Source organism: Butyrivibrio sp. WCE2006, from assembly GCF_000701985.1.
In the GTDB taxonomy this organism is placed as follows: Bacteria; Bacillota; Clostridia; order Lachnospirales; family Lachnospiraceae; genus Butyrivibrio.
In genome coordinates, this window is sequence record NZ_JNKH01000048.1 from 1 (window position 1) to 24,347 (window position 24,347).

The 24,347-nt window shown below is 33.8% G+C and carries 22 protein-coding genes; 13 read left to right on the forward strand and 9 right to left on the reverse strand.

The genetic code is table 11. The features are described from left to right. Window positions 1-173 precede the first annotated feature (173 nt). The 9 genes from T501_RS17425 to dnaA all read right to left on the reverse strand — a co-directional run bounded on the left by T501_RS17425 (window position 174) and on the right by dnaA (window position 11,680). Window positions 174-977: an exodeoxyribonuclease III gene (locus tag T501_RS17425; RefSeq protein WP_044916563.1), complete on the reverse strand. Its 804-nt coding sequence runs from the start codon at window positions 975-977 to the stop codon at window positions 174-176. Between the two features lie 21 nt (window positions 978-998). After that, window positions 999-1,214 carry a hypothetical protein gene (locus tag T501_RS17430; RefSeq protein ID WP_044916564.1) on the reverse strand — a complete coding sequence of 72 codons (216 nt, stop codon included), beginning with the start codon at window positions 1,212-1,214 and terminating at the stop codon, window positions 999-1,001. Window positions 1,215-1,355: 141 nt separating this feature from the next. Further along, entirely contained in the window at window positions 1,356-2,804 is a 1,449-nt protein-coding gene (locus tag T501_RS17435) for a GGDEF domain-containing protein (protein ID WP_044916565.1), read from the reverse strand. A gap of 5 nt (window positions 2,805-2,809) precedes the next feature. Beyond that, a complete protein-coding gene (gyrA, locus tag T501_RS17440) occupies window positions 2,810-5,452 on the reverse strand; it encodes a DNA gyrase subunit A (RefSeq protein WP_044916566.1) in 2,643 nt (880 codons plus the stop codon). A gap of 57 nt (window positions 5,453-5,509) precedes the next feature. Further along, complete coding sequence (gyrB, locus tag T501_RS17445; RefSeq protein WP_026509012.1) at window positions 5,510-7,447, reverse strand: DNA topoisomerase (ATP-hydrolyzing) subunit B; 1,938 nt, start codon at window positions 7,445-7,447, stop codon at window positions 5,510-5,512. A 9-nt stretch (window positions 7,448-7,456) separates the two neighbouring features. Beyond that, window positions 7,457-8,557: a DNA replication/repair protein RecF gene (gene recF / locus T501_RS17450; protein WP_026509011.1), complete on the reverse strand. Its 1,101-nt coding sequence runs from the start codon at window positions 8,555-8,557 to the stop codon at window positions 7,457-7,459. Further along, a complete protein-coding gene (locus tag T501_RS17455; protein ID WP_026509010.1) occupies window positions 8,554-8,775 on the reverse strand; it encodes an RNA-binding S4 domain-containing protein in 222 nt (73 codons plus the stop codon). Before T501_RS17455 ends, recF begins: the two co-directional genes overlap by 4 nt. Before the next feature lie 4 nt (window positions 8,776-8,779). Then, a complete protein-coding gene (gene dnaN / locus T501_RS17460) occupies window positions 8,780-9,889 on the reverse strand; it encodes a DNA polymerase III subunit beta (protein WP_026509009.1) in 1,110 nt (369 codons plus the stop codon). A gap of 399 nt (window positions 9,890-10,288) precedes the next feature. Then, window positions 10,289-11,680: a chromosomal replication initiator protein DnaA gene (gene dnaA, locus T501_RS17465; protein WP_026509008.1), complete on the reverse strand. Its 1,392-nt coding sequence runs from the start codon at window positions 11,678-11,680 to the stop codon at window positions 10,289-10,291. 487 nt (window positions 11,681-12,167) lie between these two features. Between dnaA and rpmH the strand changes: the two genes are divergently transcribed. The 13 genes from rpmH (at window position 12,168) to T501_RS17525 (ending at window position 24,161) form a co-directional block, all read left to right on the forward strand. Further along, a complete protein-coding gene (gene rpmH / locus T501_RS17470; RefSeq protein WP_022761795.1) occupies window positions 12,168-12,302 on the forward strand; it encodes a 50S ribosomal protein L34 in 135 nt (44 codons plus the stop codon). Between the two features lie 130 nt (window positions 12,303-12,432). Then, window positions 12,433-12,810 carry a ribonuclease P protein component gene (rnpA, locus tag T501_RS17475; protein ID WP_044916567.1) on the forward strand — a complete coding sequence of 126 codons (378 nt, stop codon included), beginning with the start codon at window positions 12,433-12,435 and terminating at the stop codon, window positions 12,808-12,810. After that, complete coding sequence (gene yidD, locus T501_RS21045; RefSeq protein WP_081843230.1) at window positions 12,782-12,991, forward strand: membrane protein insertion efficiency factor YidD; 210 nt, start codon at window positions 12,782-12,784, stop codon at window positions 12,989-12,991. The genes rnpA and yidD overlap by 29 nt, the downstream gene beginning before the upstream one ends. A 17-nt stretch (window positions 12,992-13,008) precedes the next feature. After that, window positions 13,009-14,298: a YidC/Oxa1 family membrane protein insertase gene (locus tag T501_RS17480; RefSeq protein WP_044916568.1), complete on the forward strand. Its 1,290-nt coding sequence runs from the start codon at window positions 13,009-13,011 to the stop codon at window positions 14,296-14,298. A 15-nt stretch (window positions 14,299-14,313) separates the two neighbouring features. Beyond that, entirely contained in the window at window positions 14,314-15,126 is an 813-nt protein-coding gene (gene jag, locus T501_RS17485; RefSeq protein ID WP_026509006.1) for an RNA-binding cell elongation regulator Jag/EloR, read from the forward strand. Window positions 15,127-15,208: 82 nt separating this feature from the next. Beyond that, window positions 15,209-16,606, forward strand: coding sequence for a tRNA uridine-5-carboxymethylaminomethyl(34) synthesis GTPase MnmE (mnmE, locus tag T501_RS17490; RefSeq protein ID WP_044916569.1), 1,398 nt, complete (start codon window positions 15,209-15,211; stop codon window positions 16,604-16,606). An 18-nt stretch (window positions 16,607-16,624) separates the two neighbouring features. Further along, window positions 16,625-18,553: a tRNA uridine-5-carboxymethylaminomethyl(34) synthesis enzyme MnmG gene (gene mnmG / locus T501_RS17495; protein ID WP_044916571.1), complete on the forward strand. Its 1,929-nt coding sequence runs from the start codon at window positions 16,625-16,627 to the stop codon at window positions 18,551-18,553. Window positions 18,554-18,610: 57 nt separating this feature from the next. Then, complete coding sequence (gene rsmG, locus T501_RS17500; RefSeq protein ID WP_044916573.1) at window positions 18,611-19,348, forward strand: 16S rRNA (guanine(527)-N(7))-methyltransferase RsmG; 738 nt, start codon at window positions 18,611-18,613, stop codon at window positions 19,346-19,348. Between the two features lie 291 nt (window positions 19,349-19,639). Then, a complete protein-coding gene (locus tag T501_RS17505) occupies window positions 19,640-20,404 on the forward strand; it encodes a ParA family protein (protein WP_026509002.1) in 765 nt (254 codons plus the stop codon). A gap of 92 nt (window positions 20,405-20,496) precedes the next feature. Beyond that, window positions 20,497-21,396 (forward strand): ParB/RepB/Spo0J family partition protein, encoded by a 900-nt coding sequence (locus tag T501_RS17510; protein WP_026509001.1) that lies wholly within the window; start codon window positions 20,497-20,499, stop codon window positions 21,394-21,396. 12 nt (window positions 21,397-21,408) lie between these two features. Continuing rightward, on the forward strand, window positions 21,409-21,921 hold the full coding sequence (locus T501_RS17515; protein WP_044916576.1) for a DUF4446 family protein: 513 nt from the start codon (window positions 21,409-21,411) through the stop codon (window positions 21,919-21,921). Window positions 21,922-21,948: 27 nt separating this feature from the next. Beyond that, the gene (serS, locus tag T501_RS17520) at window positions 21,949-23,235 is read left to right on the forward strand and encodes a serine--tRNA ligase (RefSeq protein WP_044916577.1); all 1,287 of its coding nucleotides are present in this window, start codon (window positions 21,949-21,951) and stop codon (window positions 23,233-23,235) included. A 32-nt stretch (window positions 23,236-23,267) separates the two neighbouring features. Next, the gene (locus T501_RS17525; protein ID WP_242845565.1) at window positions 23,268-24,161 is read left to right on the forward strand and encodes a DUF3881 family protein; all 894 of its coding nucleotides are present in this window, start codon (window positions 23,268-23,270) and stop codon (window positions 24,159-24,161) included. Window positions 24,162-24,347 lie beyond the last annotated feature (186 nt).

Here is a 24,347-nt window from a genome sequence, read left to right on the forward strand (position 1 = left end):
TCTCGAAATTTCAAAAGGCCACCGGGAAGGCTTTATTTTTTAAAGCCACTCCGGTGGTCTGGTTGGTTATGAACGGGGGTACAAAAAGCGCTTACAATAGAAATATCTGCTAAATACTACTACATAAAAAGCCTCACATATCACAGCTTTTATAAGCGATATGTGAGGTTTTATTATTTGATTATAAGTCCTACAGGACAATGATCGGATCCCATTTGATCCTTATAGATAATTGCATCCTTGAGATTACTTTTCAATGATTTGGAAGTAACAAAATAATCTATACGCCATCCGGCATTCTTTGCTCTGGCTTGAAATCTGTATGACCACCAGGAGTAAGCCCCCTCAAGATCAGGATAGAAAAATCTGAATGTATCTATCATATCTGCATTTATAACATTATCAAATTTTTCTCTTTCTTCATCGGTAAATCCGGCATGCCCACGATTTGGTTTCGGATTTTTCAAATCGATTTCTTTATGAGCTACGTTTAAATCACCGCAATAAATTACAGGCTTGGACTTTTCAAGATTCTTAATATACTTCAGAAAATCATCCTCCCAGACACATCTGTATTCAAGTCTTGAAAGATCATCTTTTGCATTAGGAACATATACTGTAATAAAATAAAAATCCGGAAATTCCGCCGTTATAACGCGTCCTTCCTTATCATGTTCCTCTATCCCGATACCATATGTTACATTTATTGGTTCTTCTCTGGTAAATAAAGCTGTACCGGAATATCCCTTCTTTTCAGCATAATTCCAATATTGATAATACCCTGGAATATCGAGATTGATTTGCCCTTCCTGAAGCTTTGTTTCCTGAAGTCCAATAATGTAAGGGGCTTCAGTTTCCATAAACTTCTGAAATTCCCCCTTCGATACACAGGCTCTAAGTCCATTTACATTCCATGAAACAAGTTTTTTAGTATCATTATTGAAATCACCGACATTTATAGTAATTTTGTCAGACATAAAATCCCCAAATCTGTTTTATTATTTTGCCATTGAAGCAATAAGAGCATCAATCTCAGACTGACTAAGCATTTTACCACTATCAGCCGGATCAGGAGGAGCAGCTGGTGCTGATGGTGCTCCCGCCGCAGGCGTTGGCATATGAAAATTCCCCGCGCCCTGCTGTGATGATTTACCCATTATACTTGCAAGTAAGGCCTGTTGTTCCGGATCCAGTCCGTTTGCATCAATTCCCATTCTTTTTCCTCAAAGTAATTAAATGCTAATGATATTTGTTATGCACATTTTAACTTTTTTCATTAGATTTAACAACTGTATAAATTCTTAAAATACCCTAAACACATTTATAAAAAAGCCGGGTTTCTGAGTTAAACAGGATTAACCGATTGTCTCCATTCTTCTCATATTTTTAAGATTATCATCAGTTTCTTTGAGCATTTCTCTTAATGACAGACTCTTTTCATAATCAAATTCACATATTGAATAGATGAGATGGTTTAAATACTTTGTATTCTCCATTAAAAGCTTATTATTCTGTCTTGCCATCTCTATTCTAAGTTCTTCTGCCTTATATTCTTCATCGGTAACCTCTATTACCGCGAATTCATCACCTCTTATTCTTCCACATACACTGCTTTCACTAAAGACTTCTTTCAATATCTCAGCAACTCTCTTTACTGCATGATCGCCCTCATCATGCCCGTGAATGGCATTGATATTTTTTAGTGAATCCATGTCAATATATGCAACTACGGCATAGGTTCCTTCTTTAAAGCTTGATTTTAATAAATCATAAGCTTTAGCAAAAAATCCTCGCCTATTAGGAAGTTTTGTTAAATAATCCTCATCTCCGATATGATCAAGAACAGAACCATCTCTGGCTATCTCTTCCTGACATTGTAATAATTCCTCTTCAGTGTCTACAAGACATTTCTTTAAGAAATATATTCTTATAGCACTTAAAACAATGCTGACTAACAGATCATCAAAGTTACCGATTCTGATGTTTTCATCAAATCCCATAATGAAAAAACCATATTGTTCTTCACAACGAAATACGTTTCTAATGATTTTTGTTCCTTTGATTTCTGACATATCGAATATATTTTTTGTGTCCATATATTTGATATTGTCTATCTTTTCAGCATTTCCATCATGAATTGTTATTATTCTCTTACTGTGTTTAGGTACCTTCCATCCTTTTTTTAAGGAGCATACCTGAGGATTTTCCAATAAGAATATTTCTAAATTCTGAAAGCCGGATTCAATGATTTTTTTATTTATATAATCATAATTATCCTTCACATAATTGCATTTAGAAGAAAAGTCTGAAAGAGAAGCTATTCTATTTATTGTACTAATTGCATCATCTGCAGAATAATCTTTAAGAATCTGTCTTCTGGATTTTACAGTGTTTCCGGTTATTTTCTTTAGTATCTGTTCAATCGATAAAAAGCCAATTTCAAAGTCCGTATTGGATTTATCAAATTCTACTTTTTCATAACCGTCAACTTCAGTAAGAGTAAGAATAGGCTTTTTTCCGAATTGTCTTAAAAAAGACTGCTTTTTAAGTATCTGAGCATTTTTTCCGATTCTCTCAATATCTACTATCAGGCCATCAAATCCGGCTTCATAAATATAGTCATAAACAGCCTGATGTTGATACTCATAGGGATTATCCTTGTTAAAATTCTTATCGGTTATAATGCCTTTTCCCGGAAAAATAACAAGTTCAACCCCTAGATCTCTGGCAGCTATATCAGCTCCAAAACACAAATCACATACTTTTTTATATTTAAATTCGGTTATTAAAAGCCCTACTCTCATAAGATTTACTCTTCATTTTCTGTGTTATCTGTTTCTTCATCAAATTCTTCAAAAGAATCATCGAAGTCTTCTGAAATCTCTACGCCTTCATCTTCGGAAATTTCAACCATAGCATCCTCTATGTTCTCAAATTCCTCATCGCCGTTAGAAATTTTTTCACGTACCTTCGCAATTGCTACGACACTTACACCCTTATCAAGGTTTATCATCTTAACACCTGAGGTAACTCTTCCATGAATGGTTATTTCTTCCATCCTGAGCTGAATAAGGATTCCACTGTCAGTTATCATCATGATTTCATGTTCATCCTTAACTGCCTTGATTCCTATAACATTTCCGGTCTTCTCAGTTATTTTATAGCATTTAACTCCCTTACCACCTCTTAACTGAATATGGAATTCCTCAAGATTTGTTCTCTTTCCAAATCCTTTTTCAGAAACGATGAGAAGAGAATCGCCCTGAGAATTAAGCTGCATTCCTACAACTTCATCCTGATCTCCGAGCATAATTCCTCTTACACCCATAGATGATCTTCCGGTAGGTCTTACATCAGTTTCCTTGAATCTGATACACATTCCATTCTTTGTTACAAGGAAAATCTCAGATTCAGCTTTTGTAGTCTTAACTTCTATCAGTTCATCATCTTCATCAAGATTGATAGCAGTAAGACCATTCTTTCTGACATTGGCAAATTCCATTATAGGAGTTTTCTTTACAGTACCTTTTCTTGTGACCATAAAGAGATTCTTTTCTTCTGTGTACTCCTTAATCGGAATTGTAGCAGTAATCTTTTCATCCGGAGAAAGCTGCAGCAGATTTACAATGGCAGTTCCTCTTGATGTTCTTGAAGCTTCAGGAATCTGATATGCTTTTAATCTGTATGCACGTCCCTTGTTTGTAAAGAACATAATATAATTATGGGTCGTTGTCATAAGAAGATCTTCCACATAATCATTCTCTATGGTGGAAATACCCTTTATTCCTTTACCGCCACGGTTCTGTGCTCTGAAATTGTCTATAGACATACGCTTAATATATCCAACGTTTGTCATCGCAATTACAGTATTAACATTAGGAATCATGTCCTCGATGTTGATATCAGAATCGTCATGTCCGATCTGAGTTTTACGGTCATCACCATACTTATCGGATATCTCAGTAATTTCCTTCTTGATTACTCCAAGAAGTACCTTTTTATCAGATAAAATGAGCTTTAATTCATCAATTCTCTTTAAGAGTTCAGCATGCTCCTGCTCAAGCTTATCTCTCTCCAAACCGGTGAGAGTACGGAGACGCATATCTACGATAGCCTGCGCCTGCGCATCTGATAAACCGAAGCGTTCCATCAACTGTTCTTTAGCTATTTGAACAGTCGCACTACCACGAATAATACTAATAACTTCATCAATGTTATCAAGAGCTATAAGTAAGCCTTCAACGATGTGGTTTCTTTCTTCAGCCTTATTAAGATCATACTGCGTTCTTCTTGTTACAACATCTTCCTGGTGGACTATGTAATGATGAAGCATGTCAACAAGTCCAAGAACTTTAGGCTCATTATTGACAAGTGAAAGCATTATTATTCCAAAGGAATCCTGAAGCTGTGTATGTTTAAACAGACGATTCAGCATTACATTCGCGTTGACATCATGCCTTAATTCGATAACTATTCTCATACCTTCACGGTCAGATTCGTCGCGAAGGGCAGTGATTCCATCAAGCTTTTTCAATTTAACATATTCAGCTATCTTTGAAATAAGATTTGCTTTATTAACAAGATAGGGGAGTTCTGTTACGATGATCCTGCTCTTGCCATTAGGCATTGTCTCTATATCTGTAACAGCACGTACTACAACTTTTCCTCTACCTGTTCTGTATGCTTCTTCAGCTCCTCTGGTACCAAGAATGATACCTCCCGTAGGAAAATCAGGCGCCTTAACTATGGGAAGAAGTTCTTCAATGTCTGTTTCTCTATCTTCGTTTACTTTGTTATCGATCATTTTGACAACAGCAGAAATAACCTCTCTCAGATTGTGAGGAGGTATATTGGTTGCCATACCAACAGCAATACCTGTTGTACCGTTAACAAGAAGATTGGGGAATCTTGCAGGAAGAACAGTAGGCTCTTTTTCTGTCTCATCAAAGTTTGGTGAAAAATCAACTGTGTCCTTATTTATGTCAGCCGTCATTTCCATTGAAATCTTGGTAAGTCTGGCCTCTGTGTATCGCATTGCAGCTGCACCGTCACCATCAACTGAACCAAAATTTCCATGTCCGTCAACCAGACAATATCTCATTGACCATGGCTGTGCCATGTTAACCAATGCACCATAAATAGAACTATCACCATGGGGATGGAATTTACCCATTGTATCACCAACGATACGGGCACATTTACGATGTGGCTTATCGGGCCCATTATTAAGTTCGATCATAGAGTAAAGAATTCTTCTCTGAACCGGTTTAAGTCCATCTCTGACATCGGGTAATGCACGAGATGCGATAACACTCATGGCATAATCGATGTAATCTGCCTCCATGGTTTTTTGAAGATCAACTTCCTTAATTCTGTCAGTTGTTACCTGATCAAAAATATCATCAGCTAAATCTTCTCCACTATTATTGTTGTTGTTATTGTTATCAGCCATTTTATATCCTCATCTGTCAGTTACACTGACACCTTATCTTGATAGAAAAGGTTAGTATTATATATCCAGATTTTTTACAAATTTAGCATTTTTCTCAATAAATTCACGCCTGGGTTCAACTTTATCACCCATAAGTGTTGTAAATGTAACATCTATGTCAGATTCAGCCTCTTCATCAATGTTAACCCTGAGAAGTACTCGTCTGTCAGGATCCATTGTAGTTTCCCAAAGCTGTTCGGGATCCATCTCTCCAAGACCCTTATAACGCTGAATCTTATTATTCTGATCACGTCCAACATCATTTAGAATTTTATTTAATTCTTCATCGCTGTACGCATACCATATTTTTTTATTTTTCTCCAGCTTATAGAGCGGAGGCTGAGCCAGATAAACATGACCTGTTTTTATTAATTCAGGCATAAATCTGTATAAAAATGTGAGCATCAAAGTAGCAATGTGCGCACCATCTACATCGGCATCAGTCATAATGATTATCTTATTGTATCTAAGCTTTTCAATATCAAAATCATCATGAATACCTGTTCCGAAAGCAGTGATCATAGCTTTAATCTCTGCATTTCCGTATATCTTATCTATTCTTGCCTTTTCAACATTCAGTATTTTTCCTCGAAGTGGAAGAATAGCCTGAGTTGCACGTGATCTTGCAGTCTTAGCTGAACCACCGGCTGAATCACCCTCAACTATAAATATCTCGCAATTCTTCGGATCTTTATCTGAACAGTCTGCAAGCTTACCGGGAAGTCCAAGACCATCCAGTGCAGATTTTCTTCTTGTCAGATCCCTTGCTTTTCTAGCAGCATCCCTTGCATGCTGTGCAAGAATAGCCTTCTCCAGAATAACCTTGGCAACCTGAGGATTCTGTTCAAGGAAATATGTGAGCTGTTCAGAAACAACACTGTTTACAGCACCTCTTGCTTCACTGTTTCCAAGCTTCTGCTTAGTCTGTCCTTCAAACTGAGGATCCTCTATCTTAACACTGATGATAGATGTAAGTCCCTCTCTGATATCATCGCCGGTAAGATTATCCTCATTATCCTTGAGCATTTTCTTTTCTCTGGCATAATCATTGAATGTCTTTGTAAGCGCAGCTTTAAATCCCTCAAGGTGAGTTCCACCTTCAGGAGTATTTATATTGTTTACAAAAGTATAAGTACTTTCATTAAACGAATCATTATGCTGAAGAGAAACTTCAACCTGAACATTGTTCTTGTTTCCCTCAAAATACATTATCTGATCATAAAGGACTGTCTTGCTCTTGTTAAGGTATTGAACAAATTCCTTGATTCCGCCCTCATAATGGAAGGTCTGTTCTATTATGTCCTCGCCTTCCTGAACACGATAATCTCTTAAAGTAATTTTAAGTCCCTTTGTAAGAAAAGCCATCTCTCTAAGACGCTGCTTTAGGATGTTATAGTCAAAAACAGTTGTCTCTTTAAAAATCTGAGCATCAGGCTTAAAGCTTACCTTAGTACCGGAGGTAACTACTTCTGTTGTTCCCATTTCCTTTAATGGATAACATACCTTACCTCTCTCGTAGCGCTGCTGATAAATTTTGCCTTCACGTACAACCTGAACTTCAAGCCATTCTGAAAGTGCATTTACTACTGATGCACCTACACCATGAAGTCCACCTGATACCTTATATCCTCCACCGCCGAATTTCCCACCGGCATGAAGTATTGTAAATACTACTTCTACACCTGTAAGACCTGATTTATGGTTAACATCAACAGGTATTCCTCTACCATTATCCATAACAGTTATAGTATTATCTGCATTGATATTAACTTCAATATGATCACAAAATCCGGCAAGTGCCTCATCTACTGAATTATCTACAATTTCATAAACAAGATGATGAAGTCCTCTTGCTGCAGTAGTTCCTATATACATTCCGGGTCTTTTACGAACTGCTTCGAGTCCTTCAAGAATCTGTATTTGGTCTGCACCGTAATTATTTTCAACCTTACTCATTTTTTTCCTCTATTCTTCAGGTATACTTCCGTTTACAACTCTGAATATTTTGTTTATTTCAAAACGATTATTAACAAATTCATCGAGACCTGTACACGTAATTATTGTTTGAATATTTCCAATCGTATTTAGCAAATAATTTTGTCTGTTACTGTCTAATTCCGATAGTACATCATCGAGTAATAGTACAGGATTTTCTTTTTTGGATCTTTTTACAATCTCAATTTCTGACAACTTCAATGATAACGAGGCTGTCCTTTGCTGACCCTGAGATCCGTATTTTCTGATATCTATTTCTTCAGGTACATTTTCAGTACGCACATTAAATGAAAAGTCATCCTTATGAGGACCTATTGTTGTCTGTTTAAGATATATATCTTTTTGTCTGGAACTTTTAAGCTTGTCCTCATATTCTTCTACTGTAACATTTGGTTCGTAGTAGATTCTTAATTTTTCTCTGTCACCGGTAAGTTTAGTATGAATCGGATCTATTATTTCACATAAATCCTTAATGAATTTATCACGGGACTTTATAATAACCGATCCATATTCCAAAAGCTGTTTATCCTGAACATCAAGAAGAACACTGTTTTCAGGATGTTCAAACATATCCTTAAGAACCTTGTTTCTCTCAGTTATCAGCTTATTATATTTTGCAAGATTCTCTAAATAAATTTGATCCAGCTGACAAAGCTCCATATCCATGAATCTTCGCCTTTCCGCCGGACCATCTTTAATAATACTAAGATCCTCTGGAGAAAAAAATACAACATTGCATCTGCCTACAAGGTCAGATGCTTTTCTTATTTTTTGACCATCAATTGCAATTCCTTTGGATTTACTTTTTCTCAGGTGCATATCTACACGATATTCAGCACCATCTCTTTCGATGATTGTTCTGATATGTCCCTCTTCTTTACCAAAGGAAATAATCTCTTTATCCTTACTACCTTTGTGGGACTTGGTTGTAGCAGCAAGATAAATAGCCTCAAGGATATTAGTCTTTCCCTGGGCATTGTCACCATATAGAATGTTGGTTCCACTGCTGAATTCTATTCTTAAGTTTTTATAATTTCTAAAATCTGCAAGTTCTAATGACTTAATTATCATTTCGTTATTTGTACCTGAATGCCTTCATATTCAAACATATCCCCACTATAGAGCTTACGGCCCCTTCTGGTCTCAACTTCCCCGTTTACTTTCACGAGTCCCTCTTGAATATCTACTTTGGCATCGACTCCGGATTCCTCAAGTCCTGCTTTTTTCATAGCCTGACCCAATTTAATAAATTCGTCGCCTTCTCTTAAATTTACTGATATTTTTTCCATTATTTTAGCTCACTGTTGTAAAGTTTATAGGAAGAACAAGATAAATATAAGTTGAATCCTTGTCCCTTATAAAGCAGGGTGCCTTAGGATTAACCATATAAATATCTATATTCTCATCTTCAATAACACGAAGTGCATCTATCAAAAACTTAGGGTTAAAACCAATAATAAGATCTTTACCCTGTTTTTCTATATCAATTTCCTCATCCATACTTCCTATGGTTGAGTTTATCTTTAATTCCATTTTCTCATCATTTATTGAAATGATTACTGGTTTCTTATCGCCTTCTTTGACGAGAAGAGTAGCTCTGTCTATACAATCGAGCATTTCTTTTCTGGAGATGGTCATTTTTGTTTCATAATCACTTGAAAGCATCTGATCAATGTTAAAATATTCGCCTTCAAGAAGTCTGGAAACAACTATAGTTTTATCAAATTCGAATAAAATATGTTTATCTGTAAAGAAAATATCTACTTTGTTTTCTGTGCTGTCACCGATTATCTTACTTATATCAGATAAAGTTTTTCCCGGTACAACAACCTTCTTAGGAGCATAAGAGTTCTGTAATTTAACTTTTCTGATGGATATACGATGTCCATCAAGTGATACGAGCTTTAAAGTATCCTGATTAATCTCAAAAAGCTCACCACTCATCATCTTATTTGCATCATTTTCTGCAATGGAGAAGATGGTCTGTTGGATTATATTCTTCAAAGTGTATTGTGATACAGATATTCCATCGATTCTCTCAATACTTGGCAGATATGTAAAGTCATCTGCATTACGTCCAACAATACTAAACTTAGCCTTTTCACAGATAATAGTAACTTTACCGCTGGAATCGGAATCTATAGTTACATCGCTGTCAGGTAACTTTCTGATTATATCAAAAAAGATTTTTGCATCAATAGCGATATAGCCTCTTTCTAAGATATTGCCATCAACCTCTGTCTGAATTCCAAGTTCCATGTCATTGGCAATAAACTTGATGACTCCTTCAGTAGCATCTATGAGGATGCATTCTAATATTGACATTGTTGTCTTATTCGGTACAGCTTTTGAAACTATCTGCAGTCCGGTAATAAGCTTTGATTTTGAACAAACAAATTTCATGAATGAAAGAACTCCCTCCAATCGATATGTAGTGGAACACACAAACTCCATGTATATATAAATTAATAATACTTAGTAGTATTTAGTAATAATAGATGTAGATTTGTGGAAATCCGTATTTATTATACAATTTATCTGGCTTATTTACAAATTTTTAATAGTTGATAAATAAAAATTTAATGTAGAAAAGTTTATTCTAGCCCACAGGGCAAATTTTGCGATTTCAGCCTATATAAAACTTTTCCACTCCAATTCACAGTTCATAAACAATTTATAAAGTATTTATAAACTGACTTATCCACTTTTATTTAATCAGAGCAACTGGCAAGATATATCACAAGCTTATTGCAAGTCATGTAAGTAAATCCTGCGAGGTTCATTGCAGCTTTACATTTATTGTTAAGCCAAAGGGTTTAGCTTCTTATTAATAATATCTATGTTTCTTTTTAGCTCATCATCAATTTCAAGAAGATCTTTAATTTTGCTAATACCGCTCATTACTGTTGTATGATCCTTTTTGCCAAGAGATTTACCTATTTCCTCGAGTGGAGCATCAGTAAGTTCTCTTGCAAGATACATAACAATCTGTCGTGGAAGAACGATTTCTTTGTTTCTTTTTTTAGAAGCAACATCTTCCTGTCTGACACCATACTGCTCACAGACTGTTGTAATGATAAGAGGTATTGTTATTACTTTCGAAGCGTCCGGATAAATAATATCCTTAAGAGCTTCTTTTGCATTATCCAAAGTTATTTCTACTTTATTAAGACGGGAGAATGCGATTATCTTATTGTACGCACCCTCAAGCTCACGGATATTTGACTTAATATTAGTAGCAATATATTCGAAAATCTCATCATCAATGTGCTTGGAATAACTTTCAGCGTTTTTCTTAAGAATTGCCATTCTTGTTTCATAATCAGGAGCCTGGATATCTGATATAAGACCCATCTCAAATCTTGATCTGAATCTTTCTTCAAGGGTTTCCATTTCCTTAGGCGGTTTATCAGATGAAATAATAATCTGTTTACCTGACTGATGAAGAACATTGAATGTGTGGAAAAATTCTTCCTGAGTACTTTCCTTACCTATAATAAACTGAACATCATCGACCATAAGTACATCAACAGTACGATATTTGTCTCTGAGTCTGCTCATGGCTTCGGCTTTACCACTTCTGATTGATTCGATAACTTCATTGGTGAATTGCTCAGATGTTACGTACAGTACTTTAAAATTAGGATTATTTTCTATAATAAAGTGACCTATAGCATGCATCAGGTGAGTCTTACCAAGTCCGGGTCCTCCATAAAGAAACAGAGGATTATATGCTTCACCAGGTGATTCTGCCACAGCTAAAGAAGCGTTATATGCGAATCTGTTATTTCCACCTACTACGTAAGTATCAAACACATACTTAGGATTTAGATTGGAAAATTCATAATTATTCTGATTATTCTTAGATCCGTCATCGTTATTTGTAAGAGTTTCTTCATTATTAATATGTGCATCTTTTTCTAATAAGAATTCGACCTCAATATTCTTATTTAGAAACTCTGACAAAGTAACCTTGAAGAACATTTGATATTTCCGTTCTATATAATTAAGGAAGTTATTGTCATCAAATGGAATCAAAATAATAACAGTTCCATTTTCATATTTATAGAATGATAGAGGATTGATCCATGTTTCAAAAGAAATAGCAGTCATCCCAAGTTCTCTGCGTATTTCGTCTTTAAGATTGTCAAAGTTTTCTGCAAGCTTTTTAGTAATATCTGTTTCCTTTTCCATAAAAGTCTCCCATATTGAATTTAAGATTCATTTTATATTATGGATAACTAAATATCAAATTGTAGGAAATTGTGGATAACTTTTTTGAAAATATTTTTATTTTCAACATTTTTTGGGGTGTGAGTGGAAAAGTGGAAAAATAGTATAAAGATAATCACCGTCGGAAAGCCGCATGAATACTGGAATTGTGAAAAGTTATCCCTTTTTATTCAAAATGTTTTCCACAATTAATCCACAATTTGTGGATAAGATTTGCAAGTTTACAGATAATAACAGTTTATCCACAAAATCAACATTTAGATGTGGATAACTTTTTCTCACACCATATGTTGATAAACATTTTTTAAAAAAATTTAGTAAGTTATCCACATTTTTTTTTATAACTTGACGGAAATGCTTAATTTTATTATAATAACATCGATTTTTTCTGATTCAGACAATTAAATTATTTTGCTAAATAGATTTAAGAAGGAGGTGTATTTCGACTATGAAGAGAACTTATCAGCCGCATAAGCTTCAGAGAGCTCGTGTTCACGGCTTTAGAGCAAGAATGGCAACTAAGGGAGGCAGAAAGGTACTTGCTGCCAGAAGACTTAAGGGTAGAAAGAAAATATCTGCATAATAGGGACCACATTATGTTGTGGTCTTATTACGCGAATGTGCATAGATGCATATTCGCGTATTTTCTTATCTTGTAGGAATTCTGTTCAGATTTCTTATTATGATAAAAACACTCCGTAAGGATTATTTATATGCAAAAAACAGAGAGTTTAAAGAAAACTTCTGATTTTCATCTTGTTTATAAAACTGGTAAAAGCTACGCAGATAAAAATATTGTTGTTTATGTCAGAAAAAATGATAGTTCTATAAACAGACTTGGAATATCAGCAAGTAAAAAAGTAGGTAACAGTATTGTAAGGCACAGGTTTGCAAGACTAGTTAGAGAAGTTTACCGGCTACATGAAAATATATTTAATAGTGGTTTAGATATAGTAGTCGTGGCCAGAAGCCGTGCTAAGGATGCAACATATTTCGATATAGAAAAGTCATTCTTATATCTGGCCGGTAAGTCTCATCTAAGGAAAAATGATGAGGTGAAATATGAAGAGAGTATTGATATATCTAATTAAAATATATCAAAGGTATGTTTCTCCTTTAAAAAGAACAAAATGTCCGTATATACCAACATGTTCACAATACGGATTGGAAGCAATAGAAAAATACGGTGCCTTAAAAGGAAGTTTACTGGCAGCTTGGAGGATTTTGAGATGTAATCCTTTTTCAAGCGGTGGTTATGATCCTGTACCGTAAGTATTGGAGGATTAGTTTTGAATATTGTTACACTTACACAATATCAGGGGAAAATAGTAGGTCCGATTGCGTGGCTTCTTGGTCACATCATGAATTGGATTTTTATATTCCTTAATAAGATTGGTGTACCAAGTACCGGTCTTGCTATTATTTTATTTACAATCATTATGTATCTTTTTCTTATGCCGCTTACTTATAAGCAGCAGAAGTTTTCAAAGCTTCAGAGTAGGATGAATCCTGAACTTCAGGCTATTCAGGCAAAGTACAAAGGTAAAAAAGATAATGATTCAATGCTTGCCCAGCAGGAAGAGATAAAGGCTCTTTATGCTAAGTATGGTGTTTCACAGACAGGAAGCTGTCTTCAGCTTTTAATACAGTTTCCTATTATGATTGCCTTGTATAGAGTAATTTATTCTATGCCTGCATATGTTAGTCAGATAAAGGAATCATTTTATCCTTTAGTAAGTCAGCTCAGAGAGACAGCCGGTGCATCTGATTTCATACAGACACTTTCAAGTGCTTCACAGTACGCAAAACAGTTTAGCAATGAAGCTTTTACTTCAGGTGATACTTCTTATATTGAGAATACATTCATTGATGTTTTGTATAAATCATCAACTGCTGATTGGAATGCACTTACAGAAAAATTTGGAAGTCTTGCTTCTTCAATAACCAACACTCATGATTTACTTAACAGATATAATAGCTTCCTTGGACTTAATATAGGTGATTCACCTTCATATATGATCCAAACTGCATTTAGTAATAAATCATTTGCGTTGTTTATTGGTGCACTGATCATTCCTGCACTTTCATTCTTAACTCAGTGGATAAGTTTAAAGCTTATGCCTCAGCCTGCAACTTCAAATGATCCTAATGACCAGGCAGCTCAGATGGCTAATTCTATGAAGACCATGAATATGATGATGCCTCTTATGTCATTATTCTTTACATTCACATTTCCTGCAGGTCTTGGTATTTATTGGATTATTGGTGCAGTTGTTCGTACTATCCAGCAGATTCTTATCAATAAGCATATTGATAGCATGGATATAGATGCTGAGATTGAGAAAAACACAGAGAAGTATAATAAAAAGCTTGAGGAAATGAAGTCAACACCTCAGATGAACAGATATGCTAATCTGAATACAAGAACAATGAATACAGTTACTTCTACTCGTTCTGAAAAAGAGAAGGAAGCTGGTCTGAAAAAAGCAAATGATATTTACTCATCTGGAAAGGTAAATAAGAATAGTCTCCTTGCCAGAGCAAATATGGTAAAAGAATTTGATAACAGGAATAACTGATTAGGGGATATAAAAATGGAATATATTGAGATTTCTAAAAAAACTGTAGAAGAATGCATTACAGAGGCATGTGCTCAGCTCATGGTTACAAGTGATAATCTTGATTATGAAGTTGTTTCTACCGGTTCAACAGGCTTTCTTGGATTAAATGTTAAGCCTGCTGTGATCAGAGCAAGAGTAAAAGAAGCTGATTCCAAAAATGATGTTCTGAAATCTTCAAATGATAATAAAAATGATTTCAAAGCAAAAGAAGAAGTCAAAAAAGAGGAATCAAAAAAACCTGAAGTTGTTAATGATAAACCTCAGGATAATACTGAGAAAGTATCATCTGCTAAAGAAAGTGAAGCTAAGGAGATATCTTATGTTTATGAGCATGATTTCATAAACAAAGCTAATGAATTCTTAGCTAATGTATTTAGTACCATGAACATGAAAGTTGATGTCAAGGCTAAATATAATCAGACAGATAAAATTCTTGAGATTGATCTTGCAGGTGATGAGATGGGTGTTCTTATTGGTAAGAGAGGTCAGACTCTTGACTCACTGCAATATCTTATTTCACTTGTAGTTAACAGAGATAGTGAAGATTACATTCATGTGAAGGTTGATACTGAGAATTATAGGGATAGAAGAAAAGCAACTCTTGAAAATCTTGCAAAGAATATTGCTTATAAGGTTCGTAAGAACAGACAAGCTGTTTCACTTGAACCTATGAATCCTTATGAAAGAAGAATTATTCACTCAGCACTTCAAACTGACAAGTATGTTACAACTCACAGTGAAGGTGAAGAGCCTTTCAGAAGGGTTGTAGTAACTCTTAAGAAATAATGATCAAATTAAGAGCTGCCATTGATTTTACATTAATTTCAATTGGCAGCTTTTATTACTATTTTTTTAAAGGAATAAAAATATGTTTTTTAAGGATGATACAATTTGCGCAATAGCAACGGCAATGATAGACGCCGGGATCGGAATAATAAGAATAAGTGGTGATAATGCCATAAATATTACTGACAAGATTTATATAGATGCAAAAGGAAATCATTCCCTGAAAAAATATGAGAGTCATACCATTAATTATGGATTTATAGTTGATGAAAATGAGACAAAAGTAGATGAAATTATGATTTCCATAATGAAGGCACCCAGAAGTTACACAAAAGAAGATGTTGTGGAAATAAATTCTCATGGTGGCAGATTAATTATGGAATCCATTTTAAATCTACTGATCAGAAATGGATGCAGAATTGCTGAACCCGGTGAATTTACAAAGAGAGCTTTTTTAAATGGAAGAATCGATTTAACAAGAGCCGAAGCAGTAATGGATTTAATTCATGCAAAGAACGATTTTTCTATGAAAAATTCTGAGCTGCAACTAAGTGGAAAACTATTTAATAAAATAGAAGATTTAAGAAAAGAAATTTTATATGAAATGGCATATATAGAATCTGCTATTGATGATCCTGAAAATTATGATCTGACTGATTATGATACCAGACTTAGTACTCAGAACAGTAAATGGATTAAAAGTCTTGAAAAATTAATTGAGTCTTCAGACGAAGGCATAATTAGAAAAGACGGAATCAGAACAGCCATAATTGGAAAACCAAATGCAGGAAAGTCTTCCTTACTTAACAAACTTGCCGGAGAGGAAAAGGCAATTGTTACAGATATAGAAGGAACGACAAGAGATATTATTGAAGAGAATATCAGATTAGGCGATATTATTTTAAAGGTAATGGATACTGCAGGAATAAGAGATACAGAAGATAAGATTGAAAAAATCGGAGTAGATCTTGCTCTTAAATCTGCAAATAATGCTGATTTGATTTTATATATTATAGATTCTACAGACAAAGCTTTTTCTAATGAAAATAGGATAAAAGATCTTATTAGAGATAAGCATGCGATAATTCTGCTTAATAAGAATGATAGAACAGAAAGCATAAATGTTTTAGAAAATGACATTCATAATATTTACGGGAAAAATATTCCGGTAATAAAAACATCAATGGTTGATGAAACCGGAATTGATGAATTAAAGAAAATAATAACAGATATGTTCTTTAGTGGAGATATTATTCCTAAAGAAGAGATATATGTTACAAATATCAGACAAAAAGAAGCTTTGATAAACGCACTTGAAAGTTTGAATAAAGTTAAGCTAAGTGTTGATGCTTGTATGTCTGAAGATTTTTACACAATTGATCTGATGAACGCTTATGCATTTTTAGGTGAGATAATTGGTAAAGAAGTTGATGAAGATTTAATTGAAGAGATTTTCTCAAAATTCTGTATGGGAAAATAAAATTTTTGGAGAGTATAAATGATAGCTGATAGAGTTGATGTGATAGTAATTGGCGGTGGACATGCTGGTTGTGAGGCCGGACTTGCTGCAGCAAGACTTGGTCTTAAAACTATTGTGTTTACACTTAGTGTAGATAATATTGCCTTTATGCCTTGTAATCCGCATATTGGTGGTTCATCAAAAGGACATCTTGTTAGAGAAATAGATGCTTTAGGTGGAGAGATGGGAAAAAATATTGATAAAACATATCTTCAATCTAAAATGCTTAATAAATCTAAAGGTCCTGCGATTCATTCACTTCGAGCTCAGGCTGATAAACTTGAATATTCCAAATCTATGAAAAAGATACTTCAGTCTCAGAAAAATCTTATGATAAAGCAATCTGAGATTGAAGAAATATTGTTTGATGAACTTGATCAGAATGAAGATAAGGAATTATTGGAATCAGGATACTCAAAAACAGTAAGAGGTGTTAAGACTGTAACAGGATTAGTTTATGAATCAAAGGCAGTAATATTATGTACCGGAACTTATTTAAAGAGTAGATGTTTATGTGGTGAATCTATTTCTTACACTGGTCCTAATGGGTTACAGCCTTCTAATTTACTTTCTGATTCTTTGATAAAAGCAGGAGTTGAATTAAGAAGATTTAAAACCGGAACACCTGCAAGAATGGATGGTAGTACAATTGATTATTCGAAAATGGAAATACAGACTGGTGATACCCCGGTTATTCCTTTTTCTTTTGATACAAATCCTGATGATATTCAGAAAGAGCAGTATAATTGTTATCTGACATATACAAACGAAAAAACACATGAAATAATCCGAGAAAACATACACAGATCACCTATTTATTCTGGAGTGATTGAAGGAATAGGTCCCAGATATTGTCCTTCAATAGAAGATAAGGTAGTAAAATTCCCGGATAAGATCAGACACCAGGTATTTATTGAACCCGAAGGAACTTATACAAATGAGATGTATGTAGACGGAATGTCCTCTTCAATGCCTGAGGATGTTCAGCTTAAAATGTATAGATCTGTTCCCGGACTTGAAAACTGTGTGATAGTAAAAAATGCATATGCAATTGAATATGATTGTTTATGTTCAGGTCAGCTTGCACCCACATTGGAAATAAAAAATATCCATGGACTTTTCAGTGCAGGTCAGTTTAATGGAAGTAGTGGTTATGAAGAAGCTGCAGCACAGGGATTGTATGCAGGTATAAATGCATCAATGCAAATTTTAAATAAGCCATACTTATCAATTGACAGATCTGAAGGATATATTGGAGTTCTTGTAGATGACATTGTTACAAAGGATAATTTGGAACCATATAGAATGATGACATCAAGAGCTGAGTATAGACTTTTACTTAGACAAGATAATGCAGATATTCGTCTGAGAAAAAAAGGATATGAAGTAGGTCTTATCTCAGAAGAAAAATATTCAGCTTTGATTAAGAAGGAAGAGCAGATTAAAAATGAAATGGACAGATTGAAAAGTATAAAAGTAGGTGCTTCTTCTAATGTCCAGGAATTTATGGAAAAACTTAATTCTCCAAAATTAAAAACAGCAGTCTCACTTGCTGAACTTATTTGCAGACCTGAATTAAATTATGAAAATATCAAAGAACTTGATAAAGACAGACCTTCATTACCGAATGATGTTATAGAGCAGGTTGAGATAAATATTAAATATGAAGGATATATCGAAAGACAGCAACGTCAGGTTGATAAATTCAGAAAGATGGAAAATAAGAAAATTCCTTCTAATATAGATTACGATGATGTAATAAGTTTGAGACTCGAAGCCAGAGCAAATCTTAAAAAGTTTAAGCCGAAAAATGTTGGACAGGCTTCTCGTATAAGTGGAGTTAATCCGGCTGATATTTCAGTTTTACTTGTTTACCTTGAAAATTATAACAGAAATAATAACCACTAATTATATTATATGTTTCACGTGAAACACTACATCTTGTATTTTTAAGGAGTACTTATTTTGAATAATAACTTTGATAATCTTGTAAGAGATTTGGAAGAATACAATATTTCAATAACCGATGAGCAAATTGATCAGTTAGAGAAATACTATAAGCTTTTATTGGAGTGGAATGAAAAAATAAATCTTACAGCGATTACTGAATTTGAAGATGTATGTAAATTACATTTTGTGGATTCAGTTTCATCCTGCCAGTTTTTTGATTTTCAAAATAAATCATTGTCGGTAATTGATATAGGAACAGGTGCTGGATTTCCAGGAATAGTTTTAAAAATTTTTTATCCGGAATTAAATGTAACCCTATTAGATTCATTACAAAAGAGAATTACATTTTTAAACAAAGTTATTGATGAGCTTTCATTAAATAAAGAAGGTTCTATTAAGACTGTTCATGGAAGAGCAGAAGATTTTGCTGATTCAAAAAATGGTGTACTTCGCGAAAAATTTGATGTAGCAGTTTCAAGAGCAGTAGCAAGATTTTCAACCTTATGTGAGTATGATTTACCTTATGTAAAAAAAGGTGGATGCTTTATTGCTTATAAAGGTGATAAAGGAATAGAAGAAGTAAAAGAAGCTAAAAATGCTATTTTTCTTTTAGGTGGAAAAATTAAACTTGTTGAAGAATTTGTATTACCTAACTCAGATATTAAAAGAACAATTTGTATTATAGATAAGGTTCAGGAAACATCTTCAAAGTATCCGCGTAAAGCTGGAACACCTCAGAAAAATCCATTATAAAGGATAGTTGTCTGTAGTATAAAAGTTTCACGTGAAACATTACAATTTAAAATAAAAATTTTACAATAAATTGTTTCACGTGAAACATATAAACCCAATATATAGTTATTTCAAATCGTGAAACATTAATAGAAGTATTATTGTGCAAAAAATAGATATAATTTAGTAAATACTTTTAAAAAGAAGATTTTTATATAATTCTTTGTCTTTAGAATTGTCACATCTTAAACGCAAAGAGAAAAATTATGATATAATTACAAGGTTAAAAATTAAGAGGGAGAGAAAAAAATAATGGGACGAGCAATTGCAATAGCTAACCAAAAGGGTGGAGTCGGTAAAACTACTACATCAATCAATCTGTCTGCAACATTAGCAGAGAAAGGAAAAAAAGTATTAGTTATAGATACAGATCCTCAAGGAAATACTACCAGCGGATTTGGATTAAATAAAAATCAATTAGAAAATACTATATATGAATTACTGATTGGAGAGTGCAAAGTAAATGATGCACTTTACAAAGATGTCGTAGATGGGGTAGATATTATACCTTCCAATGTCAACTTAGCTGCAGTAGAAATTGAATTGATTGACATGGAAGAAAAAGAATTTATACTAAAAAAGGCAATTGAAAAGATTAGAAAGAATTATGATTTTATTATCATAGATTGTCCTCCTTCATTAAGTATGTTGACTATTAATGCTATGACTACTGCAAATACAGTATTAGTTCCGATTCAATGTGAGTATTATGCATTGGAAGGATTAAGTCAATTGGTACACACGGTAAATCTTGTGAAAGAAAGATTAAATGAAGATCTTGAGATGGAAGGTGTTATTTTCACAATGTACGATTCCAGAACTAATCTTTCCATGCAAGTAGTAGAAAATGTTAAAGACCATATTTCTGAAAATGTATATAAAACCATTATTCCAAGAAATATCAGATTAGCTGAAGCTCCCAGTTATGGTCTTCCTATTAATTTATATGATACTAAGTCATCAGGAGCTGAGGCATATAGATTATTGGCAGATGAAGTTATAGGTAGAAAATTCTAAATAAAACTATTGAATATATGGTATAAATGGTATCACGTGAAACAAAAAAATTTTAATAACATATATTTAATAAAAAAGGAAAGAGGAAATGAATGGCAACTAAAAATGTTAAAAGAGGATTGGGGAAAGGTTTGGATGCTTTGATAGCACCTGCACCTGCTTCTTCTACTAAAAAGAGTGATAATAGCAATCATGAAGATGGACAGATTGTTACAGTAAATATTACAAAGGTTGAGCCAAATAGAGATCAGCCAAGAAAAATATTCGATGAAGATAAATTGTTAGAGTTATCTGATTCAATTAAACAATATGGTATTATTAACCCTCTGATTGTACAGGACAGAGGAGACCACTATGAAATTATCGGTGGTGAAAGAAGATGGAGAGCAGCTAAAAAAGCCGGACTTAAAGAAGTACCTGTAATTATTAAGAATCTCTCTGATCAGGAAATTGCAGAGTATGCTCTTATAGACAATATTCAAAGAGATGATTTGAATCCTATAGATGAAGCATTAGCATTTAAAAAACTTATTGATGATTTCGGTTATACCCAGGATGTTGTCGCTGAAAAAGTTTCAAAAAGTCGTGTAGCAATTACAAACTCATTAAGACTTCTCAAACTCTGTGAGGAAGTTCGCCAGATGGTTATTGATGGAAAGCTTTCGACAGGACATGCAAGAGCAATTATTTCTATCGAAGATAAAGAAAAGCAGATACAAATTGCCGAGCAGATATTTGACCAGAAAATGAGTGTTCGTGATACTGAAAAGCTTGTTAAAAATTTAGGTAAAACTCCTAAACAGAATAATAAAAAGAAAACAAATTTGAATCCAAGCGTTGAATCAGTATATAGAGAACTGGAAGATAAATGTACACAAGCCACAGGTACTAAAGTTTCAATATCTACTAAGGGAGATGGAATAGGGAAAATTGAAATAGAATTCTATAGTACAGATGATCTTGAAAAAATAACAGAAAGATTATTTAAATAGGGGTGATATGGTATGAACAGTAACTTATTTGAACAACTTGGATTAAATATTGATATTGCCTTTATACTTATTGCATTACTTGTAATTATAATAATCCAGTTTATTTTAATATTTATTCAGGGGAATAAGGTAAATAAAATAAAAGAGCAGATATCAAGATTCATGAAGGGAAGAGAAGCAGCTTCCCTTGAAGATGAAATAGTAGCTCTTTTTGAAGATAATAAGATTATTAAAGCAACAACAGAAAAGAATCAAAAAGATATAGATGATTTATATGACAGATTAGCAACATGCTTTCAAAAAGTTGGGATAGTAAAGTATGACGCATTTAATCAGATGGGTGGACAATTAAGTTATTCAATAGCACTTCTTGATGAAGATAATAATGGATTCTTATTGAATTCCGTTCACAGTTCAGATGGATGCTATTCATACTCCAAAGAAATAAGACATGGAAAATGTAAGCTTGAACTTGGAGATGAAGAGCAGATGGCATTAAATGAAGCAATTGATTATCAAAATTAAAATATATTATTTAAAGGGGAATAAAAAATGATAGACATTAGATTTTTAAGAGAAAATCCTGAACTTGTAAAGGAAAATATAAAGAAGAAATTTCAGGATGAAAAACTTCCGTTAGTAGATGAAGTAATCGAGCTTGATGATGAGCGCAGAAAAAATCAGCAGGAAGCAGATAATTTAAGAGCTCACAAAAATAAGATATCCAAAGAAATCGGTGCATTAATGGCACAGGGTAAAAAAGAAGAAGCTGAGGCTAAAAAAGCAGAAGTAGCTGCCAATGCAAAGAGACTGGAAGAACTTGAGGAAAATCAGAAAGTTGTCGATGAAAAAGTAATGAAGATAATGATGGTTATTCCTCAGATCATAGATGAGAGTGTACCGATTGGTAAGGATGACTCTGAAAATGTAGAAATTGAGAAATTTGGAGATCCGTTTGTTCCTGATTTTGAAATACCTTATCATACAGATATAATGGAAAGATTTAACGGTATTGATTTTGATGCTGCAAGAAGAGTTGCAGGAAATGGTTTCTATTATCTCATGGGAGATATAGCAAGACTTCATTCAGCTGTTATTTCTTATGCTAGAGATTTCATGATTGACAGAGGATTTACATATTGTGTTCCTCCTTTTATGATTCATGGAAATGTTGTTGAAGGTGTTATGAGTTTCCCTGAGATGGAAGCCATGATGTACAAGATTGAAGGTGAAGACTTGTATCTTATCGGAACAAGTGAGCATTCAATGATTGGTAAATTTAAAGATCAGCAGATTTTAGAAGAAGAATTACCGCAGACACTTACAAGTTATTCACCTTGCTTCAGAAAAGAAAAAGGTGCCCACGGAATTGAAGAACGTGGAGTTTATAGAATCCATCAGTTTGAAAAACAGGAAATGATTGTTGTATGCAAGCCTGAAGAATCAAAGATGTGGTATGACAAGCTTTGGCAGAACACAGTTGATTTATTTAGATCGCTTGATATTCCGGTTCGTACATTGGAATGTTGCTCAGGAGACCTTGCAGATCTTAAGTGCAAGTCCTGTGACGTAGAAGCATGGTCACCTAGACAGAAGAAATACTTTGAAGTTGGAAGCTGCTCTAACTTAGGTGATGCTCAGGCAAGAAGACTTAAGATCAGAATTAAGAGTAAAGACGGAAATTATCTTGCTCACACATTAAATAATACTGTAGTAGCACCGCCTCGTATGCTTATCGCATTTTTAGAGAACAATCTTAATGAAGACGGTTCAGTAAATGTTCCTGTAGCATTAAGACCTTACATGGGCGGAAAAGAAAAACTTATACCAGTAAAATAAATACATGATTTAATTTATTAAATAGAAAGGAGGTGAAATCCTTGCATAATTATTTAAGAGCCATAGGCTTTGAAAATTTTAAAAGCAGAGAAGATATTCAACAGTTAATAGCTATGACAGTTCAACAAGCTGACTCAAGATCCTATGTTACGAAAGATGGAGAAAAACTAATTGGAGAATTCTGCAAGGATTTCGCTGATGGAATAGGAATTTGTGTTTGCGGCGAATTCAATGAGCAGGACAAATTCCTATATGATTACTATTATCCATATATCAAAGGAACAAGAATAACTACTGAAGAAGATATAACTGTTTCAAGACACTCATCCAAGGAATCATATGCAGGTGTATGTGATGATCTGAGAGTAGGAGTAACAATTATTTTCTATCTTCAGAACATGGTGCCTTATATAAAAATTCAAAATGAAAACAGATTCCCAATCAAAGGCACAACCCTTACTTTATCAGCACTTTCTCTTAAAGGCACAATAGTTATGCCTATAGCAAAAACTGATAGTGATAAGAAGTATGAAAAAAAGCGAATAAGAGAAAGAGAAAAACTGATGTACAAGGCACGTAAAGGTGATGAATCAGCAATGGAATCTCTTTCAATTGAAGAAATGGATACATACAGTGCCATAACAAAGCACATAAAGACAACAGATATTTATACAATAATTGATAATTATTTTATGCCGTTTGGAGTTGAATGTGATCAATACTCGGTGATGGGAGAAATTTTGGAATGTCATGAAGTTACAAATAAACTGACAGGACAAAATCTCGAAATGATGACAATTAATTGTAATGAACTTATTTTTGATCTTTGTATAAATAAAAAAGATTTGCTGGGAGAACCTCTTCCCGGCAGAAGATTTAAGGGAAACATCTGGATGCAGGGGTATGTTAATTATCCTGATATGTAAGAATCTTGATGAAAAAGGAAAGTTTTCACGATAAAAGTCATACTTTTTTGTGGATAACTATCCCTAAATCAAAGAATTAATGGAATAAATTTTATATCTCATACCATTTTTAATTAAGAAGGTGACTTGTAATAGTTAATTCCACTTTGTAAGAGTAAATTCCACCTTGTAGGAGTAAATTCCACG